Consider the following 15,823-nt stretch of genomic DNA (forward strand, 5'->3'; position numbering starts at 1 on the left):
CCCGGGCCCAGGCGCAGCGCCCGCAGCGTGGGCAGCGCGGCGAACGCGCCGAGCAGCGCCGAGGTACGGCGTCCGTCGGCGGTGCGGCCCTCCGCGTAGAGCGGCTGCGAGGTCCGCAGATATCAGCGCAGGGCGTACGCCTGGAGCAGCACCGCGAGCAGCGCCGCGAGCGCGAACCGCCAGTCCAGGGCGGCCAGTCCGACGAGGGTGGCGGCGATCGTCAGCGCCGCCGCGACGAAGTCGCCCAGCGCTCCGGACGCGACCTGTGACACCCGGTCCACGTCACCGGAGACCCGGGAGACCAGATCGCCGGTGCCCCCCCCGCCTCGACGACGTCCACGGGCAGGGCGAGCGCCGCCGTGACGGCGTCCTCGCGCAGCCGGGCGGCGACGGGCTGCACGACACGGGCCGACAGAACGGCCGCGCACCAGCCGGTCACGGCACCGGCAGCGGCGGCACCCGCCAGGAGCAGCACCGGGCAGACCAGCGCGCCCGGGGCCCGCCGGTCGGTGATGGCCTGGGTGATCCGGCCGATGGCCGTCGGCCCGGCGAGGGCGAGGGCGCTGTCGACCGCCAGGGCGGCGACGGCGGCCCACAGCACGAGCCACCTGCCCTGAAGGGCGTCCCGCAGTCGGGCCCGGGTCTGCCGGGCGGTGGCCACCGGGAGCAGCGGCGTCGGGGCGAGGGGCGGGTGGTCGGCGGGTGCGGTGGTCATCGTGCCGTGGTCCTGGGGGTGTTGGGGCGGGCGGGGGGTGGACTGGCGTTTGGCGCAGTGGACTTGGGATGCCGGGGTGTCGGGGGAGTGGGGTTGGGTTGCGTGGCCGTCGGGTCGGTGCACGGTGCAACAGGCTTAGGGAGCGCGGGTATTGGACCGATGTTCGGTGTGGTGGTCTTGGGGCGCGAGGGTGTCGGATCGGTGTTCGGTGCAGCGGACCTGGGGCGTGGGGGTGTCGGATCGGCGCTCGGTGCGGCGGGCTTGAGATGAGTGGGTGTTGGACCAGTCCCGGGTGTAACGGCCTTAGGAGCCACGGCTGTTGAGTCGAAACCTGGCGCAGTGGACACCCTGCCCGTCGCGGACACCTGCACGACGTGATCGCAACGCGCCAACCACGCTGGGCTGTTGGTGACGACCAACGTGGTGCGGCCCGCCCTCGCGCCGCGGACGCGCCCGGCGATCGCGTCCTCGGTCACCGTGTCCACGGTCGTGGTCGGTTCGTGCAGGACCAGTACCGGCGGCCGGGCCGCGAGTGCCCGACCGAGCGCGACGCGCTGGCGCTGACCGACGGAGAGTAGTTCGCCCCGGTCGCCGACGGAGGTGCGCGCGCCCTGCGGTGTCGCCGCGACGACCTGGTCGTCGGCGTCGGCGTGCCCTACCTGTCCAAGGCCTACAAGAAGTTGTCCGCCATCGCGCCGACCACGTTCGCCCCTTTCAAGGACACCGCCACCTGGTCCGCATACCCGGACGCCACCGCCCGGTTCGTGAACCGCACGGCCCAACTGGCCGCGATGAAGCGGAAGTACAAGGGCCGGATCGCGGCGGTACGCAAGACCTACGGTTCGAAGCTGGCGAACGCACGCTGGGACGTGATCCAGGGCGGCTTCGACAACGGCAACTACTGGATCTACAGCGCCGAATCACCGGTCGGAGCGATCCTGACCGAGCTGGGCGTACGGTTCGCCTCGGTCGCCAAGGGCGGCACCAAGTCCGTGTCGTACGAGCGGGCGGATCTGCTCAAGGACGCCGACTACGTCGTCTACTACACGAACAACGACGGTTCCCCCGCCAACAACATCCAGAAGCTGTTCGCGTTGCAGGCGTTCAAGGACCTCCAGGTGGCCAAGTCCCATCACCTGGTAGGTACTTCGGACTTCCTGCCGTGCTCCTACTCGGACGCCATCGGCGTGATCGACAGCCTGGAGAAGGCACTGCACACGTAGACAAGGATGCGCCATGAAGCGTTTCATCCGCACCGGCACACCCGGTGCGGGGAAGACGTCGATCGTCCGTCACCCGCAAGAACGCGGGTTCGACGTCGTCGACGAGGCGGCGACCGCGGTCATCACGCGCAAGCAGGCAGAAGGGGACGCAGAGCCCTGGACGCGGGCGGACTTCATCGAGCAGGTCGTCGAACTGCGGCACCGACGACAGACGCGGCCCACGACGAGAGACGTGTCCGTGCAGGTCTACGACAGGTCTCGGATCTGCACGCACGCCCTCGGCAGCTACCTCGGACGCCCCGTCCCGGAGGCGCTCTCCACCGAGATCGACAGGATCATCCACGAACAGAGCTATCGGCTGTTCGGCTACGACCTGGTGGAGGTGCCGCCCGGTGAGGTCGCCGAAAGGGCGGCGCCCATCGCGGCGAGCATGGCGCGGCTCTCGCGGTGAAACGCGGCGGGGGCCGAACCTCAGGACGGTGTCCCGCGTCGACCTGGGGCCATTGACACGCGGAGCGATGCCTCGGAAACTCGATCACATGACCGAGGTCCTGCTGCTCACCAGGGAGCGCTGCGTCGACCTCGTCCGCGTGTCCAGCGCACTGTGTTGATTGCCTGATCCACACCGCGATCCACGCCGAGTTCCTCCCTATCCCGCCCGGTCCCGCCATCGCTCCGGCGCCGGTCGGGCCGCGATCGGAAGCGCCATGAGCCTGGAATTCCTCTGGTACATCCCCAACACCGTCGAGCCGGGGCACCGCGGCGACGATACGACGGACGGCTGGGGCTCCATCGAGTACTCCACCGACCTCGCCCGCACGGCAGAGCAACACGGCTGGGGCGGCGCGCTGTTGGGCACCGGGTGGGGACGGCCCGACACCTTCACCGTCGCCACCGCGCTGGCCGCCCGGACCACCACCTTCAAGCCCTTGATCGCCGTTCGGCCCGGCTACTGGCAGCCCGCCCACTTCGCCGCCGCGGCGGCGACCCTGGACCAGCTCAGCCGCGGCCGGGTCCTGGTCAACATCGTCAGCGGACTCGACGACCTGGCCGCCTACGGCGACACCCGCAGCGATCCCGCCCAACGGTACGCGCGCACCCAGGAGTTCATGCGTCTCGTACGACGGCTGTGGACCGAGGAGGACGTGACGTTCGACGGCGCGCACTTCCAGGTGAGCCGGTCCACCCTGGCGCCGCGCCCCTACCCGACGGACACGAGAACGCATCCGACGCTCTACCTCGGCGGCGCGTCCGAGGCCGCCGAGCGGGTGTCGGCGGCGGAGGCTGACGTACAGCTCTTCTGGGGCGAACCCCTCGCCGGGCTCGCCGAACGCATCGACCGGCTCAAGGCGTTGAGCGAGCAGGTCGGCCGTCGGCACGCGCCGTTGGAGTTCGGACTGCGGATCACCACCGTGGTGCGTGACACCACGGAGGAGGCGTGGCGGGCCGCCGAGGAGCGGGTTGCCCGGATGGCGGCCGGCCCGGGTGACGAGCTGACCTGGACGGGCAACCGCAAGGCGGCCGTCGGACAGCAGCGGCTCTACGACCTCGCCGCCCGGGGCGAGGTGCTCGACACCTGCCTGTACACCACACCGGGCAGGTTCGGCGGCGGGGGAGCGGCGACGACCTGGCTGGTCGGCTCCGCCGCCGACGTCGCCACCGCGCTGGACGACTACCGCAAGCTCGGCATCACCCATTTCGTCCTCTCCGACACCCCCTACAAGCAGGAGATCATCCGCATCGGCGAGCAACTGCTGCCCCGGCTGCGCTGATCCGCGTGCTGTCGAACGCCGTGCTCATCGTCGGCGGCGGACTCCCCGGCACCGGGAAGACCACGCTGTCCCGACTCCTGGCCGGGCGCATCGGGGCGGTGCACCTGCGCGTCGACACCATCGAGCAGGCCCTCGTCCGCTCCGGTCTGGCGCGGCGCCCCGTGGGGCCGGCCGGATATGCCACCGGTCGTCCCTCGGTGTCCTCGTTGAAGCCGGGGTGGATGAAGTCATGGATGGCGCGGCCGCTCTGCGAACGCCCCCAGCCGTAGGCGTAGTTGATCTCGCCGACCGGCTGTTCCGGGTCGTGGCGGAGATGGCTGACCAGGTCGCGGACCGCGGCGAGGCCCAGCCCGAGGACGAGCGGTTCCTCGGCCTCGTAGGTGAGTTCGTAGATCCAGCCGGGCCGGAACCCGTTGTCGAGGAGGAGGTCGTGCCGGCTCGGTACGACGGCGACGGAGCTTCCTCGCAGATCGCTCCCGCCGCCCTGGAGGCGGGCGAACTGCCAGGTCTCCCGGGGGAGTTCCTCCGGCTCGCTGTGCGGGTACCGGCGCCGGGTGAGCCGTGCGGTGTGTACCCCGTGCGCGCTGACGGGGGAGGATCTGGTGTTCGTTCAGCGGGAGAGCGGGAGCGACCGGACGGGCGTGTCCACGATGAACTCGGCCGTCGTCAGGCCGCGTACGGGTTCCGTGCCCCGCGTCGCCACGGGCAGGTCCAGCAGCAGTCGTCCTTCGCCGGGCAGCAGATCACCCTGCCAGGCGCCGAAGACGACCGTGTAACCGCGCCGAAGGAGATAGCCGTTGCCGGCGTCGGCCGGCGTCCGGGGGCGGTTCGTGTGCGGGGCGTCGCAGAAGTACTGGACGGCCCGCTTGTTGCCCCGATTGCCCCAGTCGAAGAACTGCCGTCTGCGTTCGCCGTCGACCGGCCGCAGGATCTCGACGTCCCCGTTGAAACGCACCACGCCGTCGCCGCCGCTGTCGCGCGATGCGAGGTCCAGGTCTGTGATCGGGCGGTTGGCAGGTGCCTCGGGGTCCACGGCGTAGTGAGCGGTGGCGGTGATCACCCCGTACGCCCCGCCCTCGGTGAAGCGGTGACCGTCCGCGAACGGCTCCCGGGTGTGTGCGTCCAGTCGTACGGCACTCATCGCGCGGCCTCCAACTGCGCCGGACGCCAGCCCAGTTCGGGTGCGACCAGGTGGCGCACGTCGTGCAGGATCTGCTCGTACTCCTCCCGCCGGAACTCGTACGGCAGCTCAAGACGCAGCTCCGGCACGGCCGACACCACTGGATCCGCGGCGAGTTGGTCCAGGATCTGCTCCGCCGTGCCGACCACGTCCGGTGCGAACAGGGTCCGTCTCGGGCCCTGCGGGGCCAGGGTGCGGGCGTGGCGGCTCGCGGCGTACTCCCGGTAGCGGGTGCGGGTGGCCCGGTCCGCGCTGTCGAACGGCACGATCACGCGGCCCACCGCGACGCGGGCGGCGGGCTGGAGCCGCCGGTACTCGGTGAGGAGGTTCGACTGGGCCGTGGTGAAGTCGTCGGTGCCCTCGCCGGTGACGATGTTGCCGGACAGCAGGTTGAGGCCGTTCTCGCCGGCCCAGCGAGCCGAGCGCAGGCTGCCCCCGCCGTACCAAATGCGGTCCACCAGACCGGGGTTGTGCGGTTGCAGACGCGGTCGCTGGGTGTTGCCCGGTGACTGGATCACCGTGTCCGGCCCGCCGAGGTAGTCGCCGCGCAGGTTGTCGACGACACGGGCGACCCGGCCGTAGGACAGGTCGAAGGAGCGCCAGTCGCCGTCGTGCACGAGGTCGCCGAGGATCTCGGCGTGCGGCATGCCGGTGGAGAAGCCGATCTGGAGCCGGCCACGGGACAGTACGTCCGCCAGGGCCAGGTCCTCGGCCAGCCGGAACGGGCTCTCGTAGCCGATCGGGATGACCGCGGTCCCCAACTCGACGCGCTCGGTGCGCTGTCCGGCCGCGGCGAGGAACACCGCGGCCGAACCGACGCCGTGTTCGAGGTGGCGTTGCCGGATCCAGGCGCCGTCGTAGCCCGACCGCTCGCCGTACTCGAAGAGTTGGAGGGTCTCCTCCAGGCCGGTGTAGGGGTCGTCGTCGGCGAAGTTGCCCGGGGTGAGGAAGGCGAGGGAGGTGATGGTCATGCGGTCTGCGTCCTCAGGTCGTGGTCGTCCCGGCGGCCGGGGATCGCCGCGAGCAGTTCACGGGTGTACTCGTGCCCGGGGTGCGTGAAGAGGTCCTCGGGCGCGCCCACCTCCACGATGCGCCCGGCCCGCATGACCGCCACCTCGTGCGCGATCTGGCGTACGACGGCCAGGTCGTGCGAGATGAACAGGTACGCCACACCCGTGTCGGCCTGCAACTCGGCCAGCAGGTCGAGGACTTGGGCCTGGACGGAGACGTCGAGCGCGGACACCGGCTCGTCGCAGACGACCAGATCCGGTGAGAGCGCCAGGGCACGGGCGATCGCCACGCGCTGGCGCTGCCCGCCCGACAGTTCCGCCGGACGGCGCTCCAGCGTCGAGGCGGGCAGCGCGACCCGGTCGAGCAGATCGCGGGCGCGGGCGAGCTGGGAGGTGCGGTCGCCGACCTTGAACGCGCGGAGCGGTTCGGTGATCACCTCGGCGATGGAGAAGCGCGGGTCGAGCGAGGCGTACGGGTTCTGGTAGACGAGCTGGGCCCGGCGGCGCAGTTGGCGGGCCCGCGCGCCCCGGGCGGTGGTGATCTCGGCTCCGTCGAACAGGATGTGGCCCTCGGTCGCGTCGGTCAGGCGGAGCACCAGCCGGGCCGTGGTGGACTTCCCCGAACCGGACTCGCCGACCAGGGCCAGGGTCCGGCCGCGGTGCAGGGTGAAGCTGACGTCGTCCACCGCGCGCAGGGTGCGGGACGCGCCGTCCGCGCGGGGGAGCCTGAACTCCTTGACCGCGTTGCGGACTTCGACCAGTGGTGTCCCTTCGGTGGCCGCGGGCGCGGCGGCCGGGAATCTCGCGCGGGCGGTGGCCAGGCTCGGCGCGCTCGCCAACAGCCGTCGTGTGTACTCGTGTTGGGGGTCGGCGAGGACGTCACGGGTCGGGCCCGCCTCCACGACCCGCCCCTGCGACATGACGACCAGGTGTTGTGCCCGGTCCGCGGCGACTCCGAGATCGTGGGTCACCAGCAGGATCGCCGTGCCCAACTCCTCGGTGAGGCCCTGGAGATGGTCGAGGATGACGCGCTGCACGGTGACGTCGAGCGCGCTGGTCGGCTCGTCGGCGATGATCAGCTTCGGGTTCGCGGCGATGGCGATGGCGATCAGTGCGCGTTGCCGCATGCCGCCGGAGAGTTCGTGCGGGTACTGCCGGGCCCGGGTGGCCGCGTCGGGCAGGCCCGCGCGGTCCAGGATGTCGATCGCCTCCGACGGAGCGGAACGGCGGGTCGCCAGACCGTGGATGCGCAGGACCTCGGCGACCTGCTCGCCGATGCGCTTGACCGGGTTCAGCGACACCGAGGGGTCCTGCGGGATCAGGCCGATCTGTGCGCCGCGTACGGTGCGCAGCTCCGCCTCCGACAGTGCGGTGAGATCGTGCCGGCCGAAGCGGATCGTGCCGCTGTCGATCCTGGCGTTCGGTGCCAGGAGCCGGGTGACCGCGTGCGCGGTGGTGCTCTTGCCGGAGCCCGACTCGCCCACCACCGCGGTCACTTCACCCGGCCGCACGTCGAGGTCGACGTCCCGCACCGCCCGCACGGTGGTGCCGCGGGTGCGGTACGACACCGACAGGCCGCGTATCTCCAGGGCGCCCTGCCCGTTCGGTTCGGTGCTCGTTGTTGTCGTCAAGTTCCCACCCGTTCCGGGGTCGTTCGTCACACGCTCGGTCATCGCTGCCGCGACCATTCGCCGTCCAGCGCGCGTGCGATGCGGTTGGTGGCCAGCACGGTCGCGGCGATCGCCAGTCCGGGCAGCGCGGTCAACCACCAGGCGTTGGCGAGGTAGTTGCGGCCGTCGGAGATCAACGTGCCCCACTCCGGTGCCGGCGGCGGAGCGCCGTAGCCGAGGAAGCTCAGGGCCGACACCGCGAGGATCGAGGAGCCGAAGTCGAGGGTGGCCAGGACGATCACCGGGCCCGCCGCGTTGGGCAGCACATGGCGGCCCAGGACCGAGTACCAGCGGGATCCGCACGAGCGCGATGCCTCGACGAAGACCGCCTGCCGCACCCGCAGCACCTCCGACCGCGTCACCCGCGCGAAGCTCGCGACGCTGGCGATCCCGACCGCGACCGCCACCTTCACCGTGCCGTAGCCCAGCGCGGTGACCAGCGCGAGGGACAGGAACAGCGCCGGGATGGACAGCAGTACGTCGACGAAGCGCATCAGCACGTCGTCGACCCAGCGTCCGACGAACCCGGCGACCAGACCGATCAGACTGCCCACCACGAAGGCGACCGCGACCGCGATCAGCGTTGCCTTCAGGGAGAGTTGGGCGCCGTGTACGACCCGGGAGAACACATCGCGTCCCAGTTCGTCGGTGCCGAACCAGTGCGCGCCGCTGGGGCCGCGGAAATTCTCCGACGGCACCCCCTGCAGCGGGTCCTTCGAGGTGAACAGGTCCGGCCAGAAGGAGGCCAGCACCACCAGGACGACGATCAGGACCGACAGCAGCAGGCCGGGGCGGCGCACCAGGAACCCTCGGACGCGCCGCAGGCCGACACGGCTCCCCGGTTCGGGGCCGTCGCCCGGTCCGGGGTCGCCTGCCGGTTCGACCGGCCGGGCCGGGAGGTCCGGCGCGGCGCCGGTGGCGTCGTCGATCAGTTCCTGGCTCATGCGAATCCCGCCTTCCGGCCCGAGGCCACCACGATCCGCGGGTCCAGCAGCGGATACACGAGGTCGACGACCAGGTTCGTCACCACGAAGATCAGCGCCCCGAACACCACCACCCCCTGGACCAGCGGGATGTCCTGGGCCGTGACCGCGGCGGCCGTCACCCGGCCGAGGCCGTCACGGGAGAACACCGTCTCGACGACCACCGAACCGGCGATCAACTGCCCGACCAGCAGTCCTACGACCGTCAGCGCCGGCAGCGACGCGTTGCGCAGGGCGTGCCGCAGATGGACCCGCCAGCGGCCGGCGCCCTTGGCGCGGGCGGTCTCCACATAGGCCTGGTCCAGTGCCGTGAGGAGACTCTTGGCCAGTACTTGGGCGACCTGCGCGCCGGTCGGGATCGCCAGGGTCACGGCCGGCAGGACCAGCCCCCGCAGCCCGTCGTTGCCGAAGGCGGGGAACCAGTGCAAGCGGAAGGAGAAGGACTCCACGAGCAGCAGACCGGTCCAGAACGTCGGGACGGACACCCCCAACGGCGGCAACGACAGCAGCAGTTGGCGCAGCCAGCGCTGCGAGGTGTACGTCGCCAGCACGGCCAGACCGCCGCCCAGGATCACCGCGAGCAGCAGCGCGGCTCCGGTCAGCTGAAGTGTCTGGGGCAGCGCGTCGGCCAGCGTCGAGGTGACGGGCCGGCCGGTGGAGACCGCGTCGCCGAAGTCCCCGCGCACCGCCTTGCCGAGGTAGTCGGCGTACTGCACCAGGATCGGCTTGTCGAAGCCGTACTCGTGCCGCAACGCCGCGAGTTGGGCCGGATCGACCTGCCCGGAGTCCATTCCGGCGCCGGCCATCGCCGTGACCGGATCGCCGGGCAGGAAGTCGAGGACCAGGAAGGACACCGTGTAGGCGGCCCACAGCACCCCGACGGCCTGGGCGAGCCGTTTGACCGCGTAGCGGCGCACGGGTCAGCCGATCCAGGTGTCGTGGAGCTGGATCCGGCTGGAGGCGTCGAAGTTCAGGCCGTGCACCTTCGTCGCCACGCCGATCTGGGTCTGGAGCTCCACCACCGGTGCGTAGTAGGCGTTCCGCACGATCAACTGCTGGGCCTGCCCGACCAGTTGAGCGCGCTTCGTGGGGTCCGTGGTCGCGGCCTGCTGGGTCAGCGGGGTGTCCAGCGGGCCCACCGGGACGCGGTAGAAGTTGGCCAGCTTGGTCGAGAAGGAGCTGCGCAGGATGTCCGGGTCGGCCCGGGTCACGTTCCCCCACGCCGCGTCGTAGTCACCCGACTGAAGCGTCGGGGCGAGCTGGGTGACCTGGAGCTGCTTGAGCGTCAGGCCGACACCGACAGCCTTGAGTTGCTGCTGGATCAACTCCAACGCGGGCTGGTTGGTGGCCGAGTTGGGAATCCAGTTCACCGTCAGGCTCAGCTTCCTGCCGTCCTTCGTACGGATGCCGTCGCTACCGGTCTTCCAACCGGCCGCGTCCAGCAGGGACTTCGCCTTGGCCGCGTCGGTCGTCAGGTCCGAGGAGAGGTCCGCGTAGTCGGGTGTGGTGTGCGCCAGGACGCTGGTCGCGGGCTGGGTCCCGGTCGGGAACACGGTGTCGGCGATCTGCTTGCGGTCGATGGCGAACCCGATGGCCTGGCGTACCCGGGCGTCCTTCAGAACCAGCCGTGAGTTGTTGAAGGCCAGGCCGAACACCACGCCGGGGTTGGCCCGTCGCTGGAGGGTGACCTGGCCGCCCTTCAGCGCCGCTTCGTTGGCCCTGCCGACGCTGCTGATCGCGTCCACCTGCCCCGACTGGAGGCTGCCGGCCCGTACCCCCGCCTCGGGCACGACCTTGAAGACCACCTTGTCCAGGTAGGCCTCGCCGCTCTTGTGCCACAGCGAGGAACCCCAGGCGTACCCGGTGCGTTTCGCCAGCGTGATCGACTGGTTCTGCACGTACTGCTTGAGCACGAAGGGCCCGGAGCCGACCACTCCCTGGCTGCACTTCTGCTGCGGGGACCTCTTCACGCTCGCCGAGGACTCGATGCCCAGCGAGTGCGTCGAAGTCGCTTGCAGGAACTGGGCGTTGGGCTGCTGGAAGGTCACCTTGACGGTGAGCGGGCCGACCACGGTGGTGCTCTTGACGCCGCTCAGATAACCCTCGGCGAGGGTCCCCAGCGCGCCGAGCTTCGGCACCGCGTCGAAGTTGTCCTTGACCACCTGAGCGGTCAGCTCGGACCCGTCGCTGAAGGTCACACCCGACCTGAGGTGGAAGGTGAACGTGGTCGCGTCGGAGCTGATGTCCCAGCTCTTCGCCAGCCAGGGCACGATCTTGCCGGTCCCGGGGTCCTGGTCGGTGAGGGAGTCCACGACCTGACGTACCGAGTAGATGGTGTCGTTGCTGGCCACCTGCTGCGGATCCACGCAGCCGGCGTCGGAACCCACCGCGAAGGTCAGGGTGCCACCGGACTTCGCCGGGCCACTGCCGCTGCCCGAGCCGCCGCTGCTGCCGGACCCGCAGGCGGTGAGCAGGACGCTGGTGGTCAGGAGGGCGGCAAGCGCCGCCCATCGGGTGGGGCGGATGTCCGGATGTGCTCTCACGAAGGGTGCTCCTACTCGTGTCACTACGCATGGGGGTGCCCCGCGGATCACGGCTGCGCGCGCGGGCGCGCCGCTCCGGTCGGCGCAACGCCGAGGACGGGCAGTGCAGTTCGGGGGTCGGGCGGGAGGGGACGCGGCGGTTGCGGACCATGTCCGCGAACACGGACAGGACCGCGAGAGGCTGCGGGAGAACGCCTACAGGCCGCGACAGACGTCAGACGGACGTGGTCAAGGCGGTCAGGCGCGACACAGACAGCTGGTGAAGCGCTGCAGGTCGATGTGGCGGCGGCGCGAGAACCGGGAGAACACGGTCGCGGCCGTCAGGGAGGCGGGGGAGACACTCGGGTCACTGCTGTGTCGCACGACCGTCCTCCACATCTCCGACCCCGGCCACAGGGCCTCGCGCTTGCAGAGATCCTCGGTGATCCTGCCGGGCTTTCACCTGGAGCACCCCACCGCGTCGGAGGGTTGCCGGTCAGCAAGCCAGGGCTTGACGCTGACACTCGATGCCGATCGTGATCGTACGGAGCGACATCGTCGTACGTCAATGGCAGGTGCGGGCGGGCGAGCGGCAGCGACCGGACCGTCGCTCCGGCTTGCCCTTGACGTACGCGTCAACTTTTAACGTCGGGGGCGCCGCACGAGGTGTGCGGCGCCAACAACCCGTCAGGAGCCCGTAGATGTCTCGGTCGAACCTCCCCGCCACACATCGCGAGGTCCGTCTCGCCGCCCGTCCCGAACGCGCCCTCGACCCGGACCACTTCGCCGTGGTGGAGGTTCCCGTTCCGCGACCGGGACCCGGACAGGCGCTGGTACGCAACCGCCTGATGAGCGTCGCCGCCTCACTGCGCACCCTGATGAGGGGCGACGCGGGGATGCCGATGCCGTCGTTCGAGGTCGGCCGGCCGTTGTCGGCTCCGGCCGTCGGCGAGGTGGTGACGGCTCCCGAGGGCGGGACGCTGCGCCCCGGTGACCTGGTGTCGCACTGGGCGGGGTTCCGCGAGTACGCCGTGGTGGAGGCCGACGCGGTGCAGCCCGTCGACCTCACGGTCCTGCCGGACCCGGTGGCGTACCTCTCGCAGGGTCCGTCGGCCTGGATCGGCGTCGTCCGGGGAGCCGAAGTACGCGACGGAGACACGGTGTTCGTCTCCGGCGCGGCGGGCGGACTCGGCACCCTGGCCGGACAGTTCGCCCGCCTGCGCGGGGCTGGCCGGGTCATCGGCAGCACCAGCTCACAGCGCAAGGCCGACTACCTGGTCGAGACGCTGGGGTACGACGCGGTCGTGCTGCGTGGCGCCGGACCGATCGAGGACCAGTTGCGCAAAGCGGCCCCCGAGGGCATCGACGCGGTCGTGGACACCGTCGGCGGGGAGCAGCTGCGAGCCGCGCTGGCGCTGGCCCGTCCCGGTGCCCGGGTGGGACTGATCGGAGCGCTCTCCGCACAGGTGTCGGGCGAGGACACGGCGCCCGTCGAGATCGACACCTACTCGCTCATCGTGCGGGGCATCGAGGTCCGCGGCGTCAGCGGCGCGCGCCACCGGGACGCGCTGGCGGAATACCCGGAGACGTTCGGCCGTTGGCTGCGCGAGGGCTCGGTCACCGTCCCGCACACCCGCCTGTCCGGAATCGACCAGGCACCCCGCGCCCTCATGGAACTGCTCGAAGGACACCACATCGGCACGGTGGTCGTGGAGTTGTAGTCGCCGGCCACCCGACTTCCGGAGGACGGAATGCGCATCGGCGACGCGGCGGCAGCCGTGGGTGTCACCACCCGCACCCTGCGCTACTACGAGCAGCGCGGCCTGGTCACGGCACGGCGTACGGCGTCGGGACAGCGGGAGTACAGCGAGGAGGACGTACGCCGACTCCACGCCGTCCGCGGGCTGTTGGACTCCGGCCTCACCATCGGCGATGTGCGTCGCCTCATCGACATCATCGACGCGCTGCCCGCCAGCCCGACCGTGCCGCAGGTCCGCCCTGGTCCCTACTCGGACAAGTGCGTCGTCCCGCTGGTGGCCATCCGGCGACTGGCCGAACTCGACGCCCGCATCCACCGGTTGACGGAGCTGCGCGACCGCCTCGCCGACGGGCTCGACCTGCGGTTCGGTGTCCTGGTCGGCCAACTCATCGGCCTCGACGCCCCCATGAGCGATGCGCGGACCGGGTCCTGACACGGGCGTCGCCGTAGGTGCGCAGCCTCGCACGGCGCGCACTCCGCCGGGTCTGCGCCCAGCGAGCCGGGGCGCCCCTCTGGCTCGGTGAAAGGGGCTTGTAGGGGCGGTGGTTGGCACCGTCGGGAGTGGTGGATGTGGCGGGTGCGGTTGCTACGGCCGGACGGTGACTCTGGCGGACCTCGGAGACGGATTTCGGGATGATGATCAGCGGAGGCGGGTGCAAGCGGTCGTCCACGATCGCTTGGCTGATGATCGCGAGCCGCAGGAATGCCGTTACCTCATGCGGTTGGTTGAGGATCGCGGGTTCAGGGCTGCTGCGGACGGCAACGGATGACGGGCCATCCAGCGATCGATCTCCCGCGCCCGGGTGTCCGGCGTGGTGGCGACGGCGGTCGACGCGGTTCTGGGGTTGCCGGGAACCTGGATGTCGTTCTGGGCGCGACTACCGATGTGGCCGGCTTCCGGTTCCGGGATCGGCACCTCGATTCCGGCGCGCCGCGCGAGTGCGACCGCCGTCGCCACGAACCCCTCGGACAGCGTGAGGATCACGGAGTGGCCTGTCCGGCATTGGCAGGCGACCAGCTCACGTACGAACTCCGCGTAGGCGGCCGGATCGACCTCGAGCTGCCCTGTGCCTGGTGGGTTTTGCGTTGGGCGCCCGTCCTTTGATCGGACAGGCGTCCATCGCAGGTCGACAACGGGGGTTGAAAAGCGGGGCTGTTGCACGAGGTGTACGTCAAGCCGCGCCCCTTGAAGTGGAGTTACCCCTCCGTCGCGAACGACAGCGTGCCGGAGGCGGTCGTAGCGCCGCCCTGGGTGACCTGGAAGGTCCAGCCGTCCTCGGCCGGTCCGCATTCGACGTGGACGGGGGAGTTCCACTCGGTGAAGCGCAGGGCCTGCATGCGGCAGCCGTTCAGTCGGCCGGGGGAGGCTCCCGCCAGGCAGGCCGCCTGGCGGGCGGCTTCCAGGAGGACCATGCCGGGGACGTGGTCGCTGGGGTGGTCGAAGAACCGTGGGTGGCGCAGGTCGGCGGGCGCCACCAGCAAGGCCCCGGCGGGGTCGCGGACCAGCATTACGTCGCCGGGGGAGGGAACCGACACCTCGGTGGGCGACGGGCGCCAGTGCACGTCGTCCGGGACGGGGCCGGCGGCGGCGTTCGGGCCGCGAAACGTCTCGTACTCCTCCTCGGACAGCACGCGGACGCGTCCGAAGGCCGAGCCGAACTCCCGTCCGGCGGCGGAGAATTGGATCCGTACGTTCAGCGCGACCGGCCAGGGCACGTCGTCGACGTGGCGTACGTCGTGCACCTCGGCCCGGCACAACACATCCGTGGCGCCGTAGCCGACCACCGGCTCCGTGCTGTTGTCGAGCTGGAAGCCGACGCTTCTGATGACGGGCCTGCTCGTGCTCGGGGCGCCGAGGAAACGCTGGCAGATGTACAGACCGACCTGACGGATGGTCTCGGCGGCGAGCATCGGATCGTGCCGCTCGCCGGAACCAGAACGAGAACCAGAACGCGAACCGGTGGCCGTACCCGTACTGGAGGCGACCGACGTGGCATACGAGCGCGGCCACTGCGCGGCGAGGAGGTAACGGCCGTCGGGCAGCACTCGGGCGTCGGTGAGCAGGACTTCGGCGACCGCTTTCCGGTGCACGAGAGTCCGGGACACGCAGGTGTCCCAGCTCAACGTCAGCTGTTCCGGGTCGGTTTCGGGCAGGGCAAAAGAGTGTGAGTCAGTCATAAAATAATAGAAGCTATGGTTCTCTGTCATACGTGTGGGAAACGGCGGCCGGTCGGCTAGATTCACCGGAAAAGACGATCCGGCACGCAGGACAGGGACGACCGAGAATATGCAGGAACGTGCGGAAGCCACCCGGCGGGCTGTTCTGGCGACGGCCGCGGTGCTGTTCGAACAGCACGGGTACGTCGGTACGAGCATCAGCGACGTGGCGCGTACGAGCGGGTACACCAGCGGGGCGATCTATTTCCATTTCGGCAGCAAGGAAGGGCTCGCCCGAGGTGTCCTGGAAGCCCATTTCGCCGAATGGCCGCGATACGTGGAGCGTTGGGAATCCCAGGAGGGCCCGGTTCTCGACCGGTTGGTGGGCCTGAGCCTCGCCGTCGCCCGGGAATTCCGAGACAACGTCATCGTCCGGGCCGGCAACAGGCTCTGGAGTGAGCGCAGGACCATCCCCGTTTCCCTGCCCAGGCCCTTCGTGGGGTGGATCGACGCGACCGATCGCATGCTGACCGCCGCCGCGAAAGCGGGCGAACTCGCCCCCGGCATCGACGCCGAGCGCGCCGCACGGGTCCTCGTCTCCAGCTTCTTCGGAGTGCACACCGTCTCCGACGCGCTGGACGACCGCCGCAACATCGAGGAGGCGGTGAGCGACCTGTGGATGATGCTGCTGCCGGGATTGCAGGCGGCGCCGGTGGATCCGGTGAAGTGTCTGGAGGGGGCCAAGAATTTGTTGGCGGTCACCCGATGACGGCCTGCGCCGAGTGGTGAAGTGAACGAACGCGCCTGACCGTACGAAGCGCTGGAGAGCGGT

The 15,823-nt window shown here is 70.5% G+C and carries 17 protein-coding genes, 2 pseudogenes and 1 riboswitch; of the genes and pseudogenes, 7 read left to right on the plus strand and 12 right to left on the minus strand.

The window, feature by feature from the left end:
• Positions 1 to 122: 122 nt before the first annotated feature.
• The 3 genes and pseudogenes from OG714_RS50130 to OG714_RS50140 all read right to left on the minus strand — a co-directional run.
• Positions 123 to 272, minus strand: coding sequence for a hypothetical protein (locus OG714_RS50130; protein WP_406131175.1), 150 nt, complete (start codon positions 270 to 272; stop codon positions 123 to 125).
• Positions 221 to 715, minus strand: a complete 495-nt coding sequence (locus OG714_RS50135) for a hypothetical protein (protein WP_406131176.1) — start codon at positions 713 to 715, stop codon at positions 221 to 223. Before OG714_RS50135 ends, OG714_RS50130 begins: the two co-directional genes overlap by 52 nt.
• Positions 712 to 1,266, minus strand: a pseudogene (locus OG714_RS50140) (hypothetical protein); the annotation flags it as partial. The pseudogene OG714_RS50140 and the gene OG714_RS50135, both read right to left, overlap by 4 nt.
• 99 nt (positions 1,267 to 1,365) lie before the next feature.
• Between OG714_RS50140 and OG714_RS50145 the strand changes: the two are divergent.
• The 4 genes and pseudogenes from OG714_RS50145 to OG714_RS50160 form a co-directional block, all read left to right on the plus strand.
• Positions 1,366 to 1,938: an ABC transporter substrate-binding protein gene (locus tag OG714_RS50145; RefSeq protein WP_406131177.1), complete on the plus strand. Its 573-nt coding sequence runs from the start codon at positions 1,366 to 1,368 to the stop codon at positions 1,936 to 1,938.
• A 13-nt stretch (positions 1,939 to 1,951) separates the two neighbouring features.
• Positions 1,952 to 2,389: an AAA family ATPase gene (locus OG714_RS50150; RefSeq protein WP_406131178.1), complete on the plus strand. Its 438-nt coding sequence runs from the start codon at positions 1,952 to 1,954 to the stop codon at positions 2,387 to 2,389.
• 256 nt (positions 2,390 to 2,645) lie between these two features.
• On the plus strand, positions 2,646 to 3,710 hold the full coding sequence (locus tag OG714_RS50155; protein WP_406131179.1) for an LLM class flavin-dependent oxidoreductase: 1,065 nt from the start codon (positions 2,646 to 2,648) through the stop codon (positions 3,708 to 3,710).
• A gap of 20 nt (positions 3,711 to 3,730) precedes the next feature.
• Positions 3,731 to 3,898, plus strand: a pseudogene (locus tag OG714_RS50160) (AAA family ATPase); the annotation flags it as partial.
• A gap of 422 nt (positions 3,899 to 4,320) precedes the next feature.
• Here OG714_RS50160 and OG714_RS50165 read toward each other — a convergent pair.
• From OG714_RS50165 to OG714_RS50195, 7 genes are all read right to left on the minus strand, one after another.
• Positions 4,321 to 4,851 carry a hypothetical protein gene (locus OG714_RS50165; RefSeq protein ID WP_406131180.1) on the minus strand — a complete coding sequence of 177 codons (531 nt, stop codon included), beginning with the start codon at positions 4,849 to 4,851 and terminating at the stop codon, positions 4,321 to 4,323.
• Positions 4,848 to 5,861: an LLM class flavin-dependent oxidoreductase gene (locus OG714_RS50170; protein WP_406131181.1), complete on the minus strand. Its 1,014-nt coding sequence runs from the start codon at positions 5,859 to 5,861 to the stop codon at positions 4,848 to 4,850. The genes OG714_RS50165 and OG714_RS50170 overlap by 4 nt, the downstream gene beginning before the upstream one ends.
• Positions 5,858 to 7,588: a dipeptide ABC transporter ATP-binding protein gene (locus OG714_RS50175; protein WP_406131182.1), complete on the minus strand. Its 1,731-nt coding sequence runs from the start codon at positions 7,586 to 7,588 to the stop codon at positions 5,858 to 5,860. The genes OG714_RS50170 and OG714_RS50175 overlap by 4 nt, the downstream gene beginning before the upstream one ends.
• Positions 7,570 to 8,514, minus strand: coding sequence for an ABC transporter permease (locus OG714_RS50180; RefSeq protein WP_406131183.1), 945 nt, complete (start codon positions 8,512 to 8,514; stop codon positions 7,570 to 7,572). The genes OG714_RS50175 and OG714_RS50180 overlap by 19 nt, the downstream gene beginning before the upstream one ends.
• Positions 8,511 to 9,470 carry an ABC transporter permease gene (locus OG714_RS50185; protein WP_406131184.1) on the minus strand — a complete coding sequence of 320 codons (960 nt, stop codon included), beginning with the start codon at positions 9,468 to 9,470 and terminating at the stop codon, positions 8,511 to 8,513. The genes OG714_RS50180 and OG714_RS50185 overlap by 4 nt, the downstream gene beginning before the upstream one ends.
• A gap of 3 nt (positions 9,471 to 9,473) precedes the next feature.
• A complete protein-coding gene (locus OG714_RS50190) occupies positions 9,474 to 11,096 on the minus strand; it encodes an ABC transporter substrate-binding protein (protein WP_406131185.1) in 1,623 nt (540 codons plus the stop codon).
• A 237-nt stretch (positions 11,097 to 11,333) separates the two neighbouring features.
• Positions 11,334 to 11,459, minus strand: a complete 126-nt coding sequence (locus tag OG714_RS50195) for a putative leader peptide (RefSeq protein WP_406131186.1) — start codon at positions 11,457 to 11,459, stop codon at positions 11,334 to 11,336.
• A gap of 34 nt (positions 11,460 to 11,493) precedes the next feature.
• Positions 11,494 to 11,607, minus strand: a riboswitch (SAM riboswitch).
• A 169-nt stretch (positions 11,608 to 11,776) separates the two neighbouring features.
• Here OG714_RS50195 and OG714_RS50200 point away from each other — a divergent pair.
• Both OG714_RS50200 and OG714_RS50205 read left to right on the plus strand, forming a co-directional pair.
• Positions 11,777 to 12,796 (plus strand): MDR family NADP-dependent oxidoreductase, encoded by a 1,020-nt coding sequence (locus OG714_RS50200; protein ID WP_406131187.1) that lies wholly within the window; start codon positions 11,777 to 11,779, stop codon positions 12,794 to 12,796.
• Between the two features lie 30 nt (positions 12,797 to 12,826).
• Entirely contained in the window at positions 12,827 to 13,267 is a 441-nt protein-coding gene (locus tag OG714_RS50205) for a MerR family transcriptional regulator (protein ID WP_406131188.1), read from the plus strand.
• A gap of 276 nt (positions 13,268 to 13,543) precedes the next feature.
• On the opposite strand, the gene OG714_RS50210 is transcribed toward OG714_RS50205, so the two are convergent.
• Together OG714_RS50210 and OG714_RS50215 are read right to left on the minus strand one after the other, a co-directional pair.
• Positions 13,544 to 14,125, minus strand: a complete 582-nt coding sequence (locus OG714_RS50210) for a DUF6086 family protein (RefSeq protein WP_406131189.1) — start codon at positions 14,123 to 14,125, stop codon at positions 13,544 to 13,546.
• Entirely contained in the window at positions 14,032 to 15,012 is a 981-nt protein-coding gene (locus OG714_RS50215) for a ScbA/BarX family gamma-butyrolactone biosynthesis protein (RefSeq protein ID WP_406131190.1), read from the minus strand. Before OG714_RS50215 ends, OG714_RS50210 begins: the two co-directional genes overlap by 94 nt.
• Positions 15,013 to 15,121: 109 nt before the next feature.
• Between OG714_RS50215 and OG714_RS50220 the strand changes: the two genes are divergently transcribed.
• Entirely contained in the window at positions 15,122 to 15,760 is a 639-nt protein-coding gene (locus OG714_RS50220; protein ID WP_406132210.1) for a ScbR family autoregulator-binding transcription factor, read from the plus strand.
• Positions 15,761 to 15,823: the final 63 nt, after the last annotated feature.

The organism is Streptomyces sp. NBC_00989 (genome assembly GCF_045162655.1).
Taxonomy (GTDB): domain Bacteria; phylum Actinomycetota; class Actinomycetes; order Streptomycetales; family Streptomycetaceae; genus Streptomyces.

Excerpts from the sequence above, each read along its gene's own strand:
- OG714_RS50155 (WP_406131179.1), top strand. The coding sequence starts at position 2,646 with ATGAGCCTGGAATTCCTCTGGTACATCCCCAACACCGTCGAGCCGGGG.
- OG714_RS50205 (WP_406131188.1), top strand. The coding sequence starts at position 12,827 with ATGCGCATCGGCGACGCGGCGGCAGCCGTGGGTGTCACCACCCGCACC.
- OG714_RS50215 (WP_406131190.1), bottom strand. The coding sequence starts at position 15,012 with ATGACTGACTCACACTCTTTTGCCCTGCCCGAAACCGACCCGGAACAG.
- OG714_RS50210 (WP_406131189.1), bottom strand. The coding sequence starts at position 14,125 with ATGCGGACCGGCCGAGGACGGCTGGACCTTCCAGGTCACCCAGGGCGG.
- OG714_RS50175 (WP_406131182.1), bottom strand. The coding sequence starts at position 7,588 with ATGGTCGCGGCAGCGATGACCGAGCGTGTGACGAACGACCCCGGAACG.
- OG714_RS50135 (WP_406131176.1), bottom strand. The coding sequence starts at position 715 with ATGACCACCGCACCCGCCGACCACCCGCCCCTCGCCCCGACGCCGCTG.
- OG714_RS50170 (WP_406131181.1), bottom strand. The coding sequence starts at position 5,861 with ATGACCATCACCTCCCTCGCCTTCCTCACCCCGGGCAACTTCGCCGAC.
- OG714_RS50220 (WP_406132210.1), top strand. The coding sequence starts at position 15,122 with ATGCAGGAACGTGCGGAAGCCACCCGGCGGGCTGTTCTGGCGACGGCC.
- OG714_RS50150 (WP_406131178.1), top strand. The coding sequence starts at position 1,952 with ATGAAGCGTTTCATCCGCACCGGCACACCCGGTGCGGGGAAGACGTCG.
- OG714_RS50165 (WP_406131180.1), bottom strand. The coding sequence starts at position 4,851 with ATGAGTGCCGTACGACTGGACGCACACACCCGGGAGCCGTTCGCGGAC.
- OG714_RS50180 (WP_406131183.1), bottom strand. The coding sequence starts at position 8,514 with ATGAGCCAGGAACTGATCGACGACGCCACCGGCGCCGCGCCGGACCTC.
- OG714_RS50200 (WP_406131187.1), top strand. The coding sequence starts at position 11,777 with ATGTCTCGGTCGAACCTCCCCGCCACACATCGCGAGGTCCGTCTCGCC.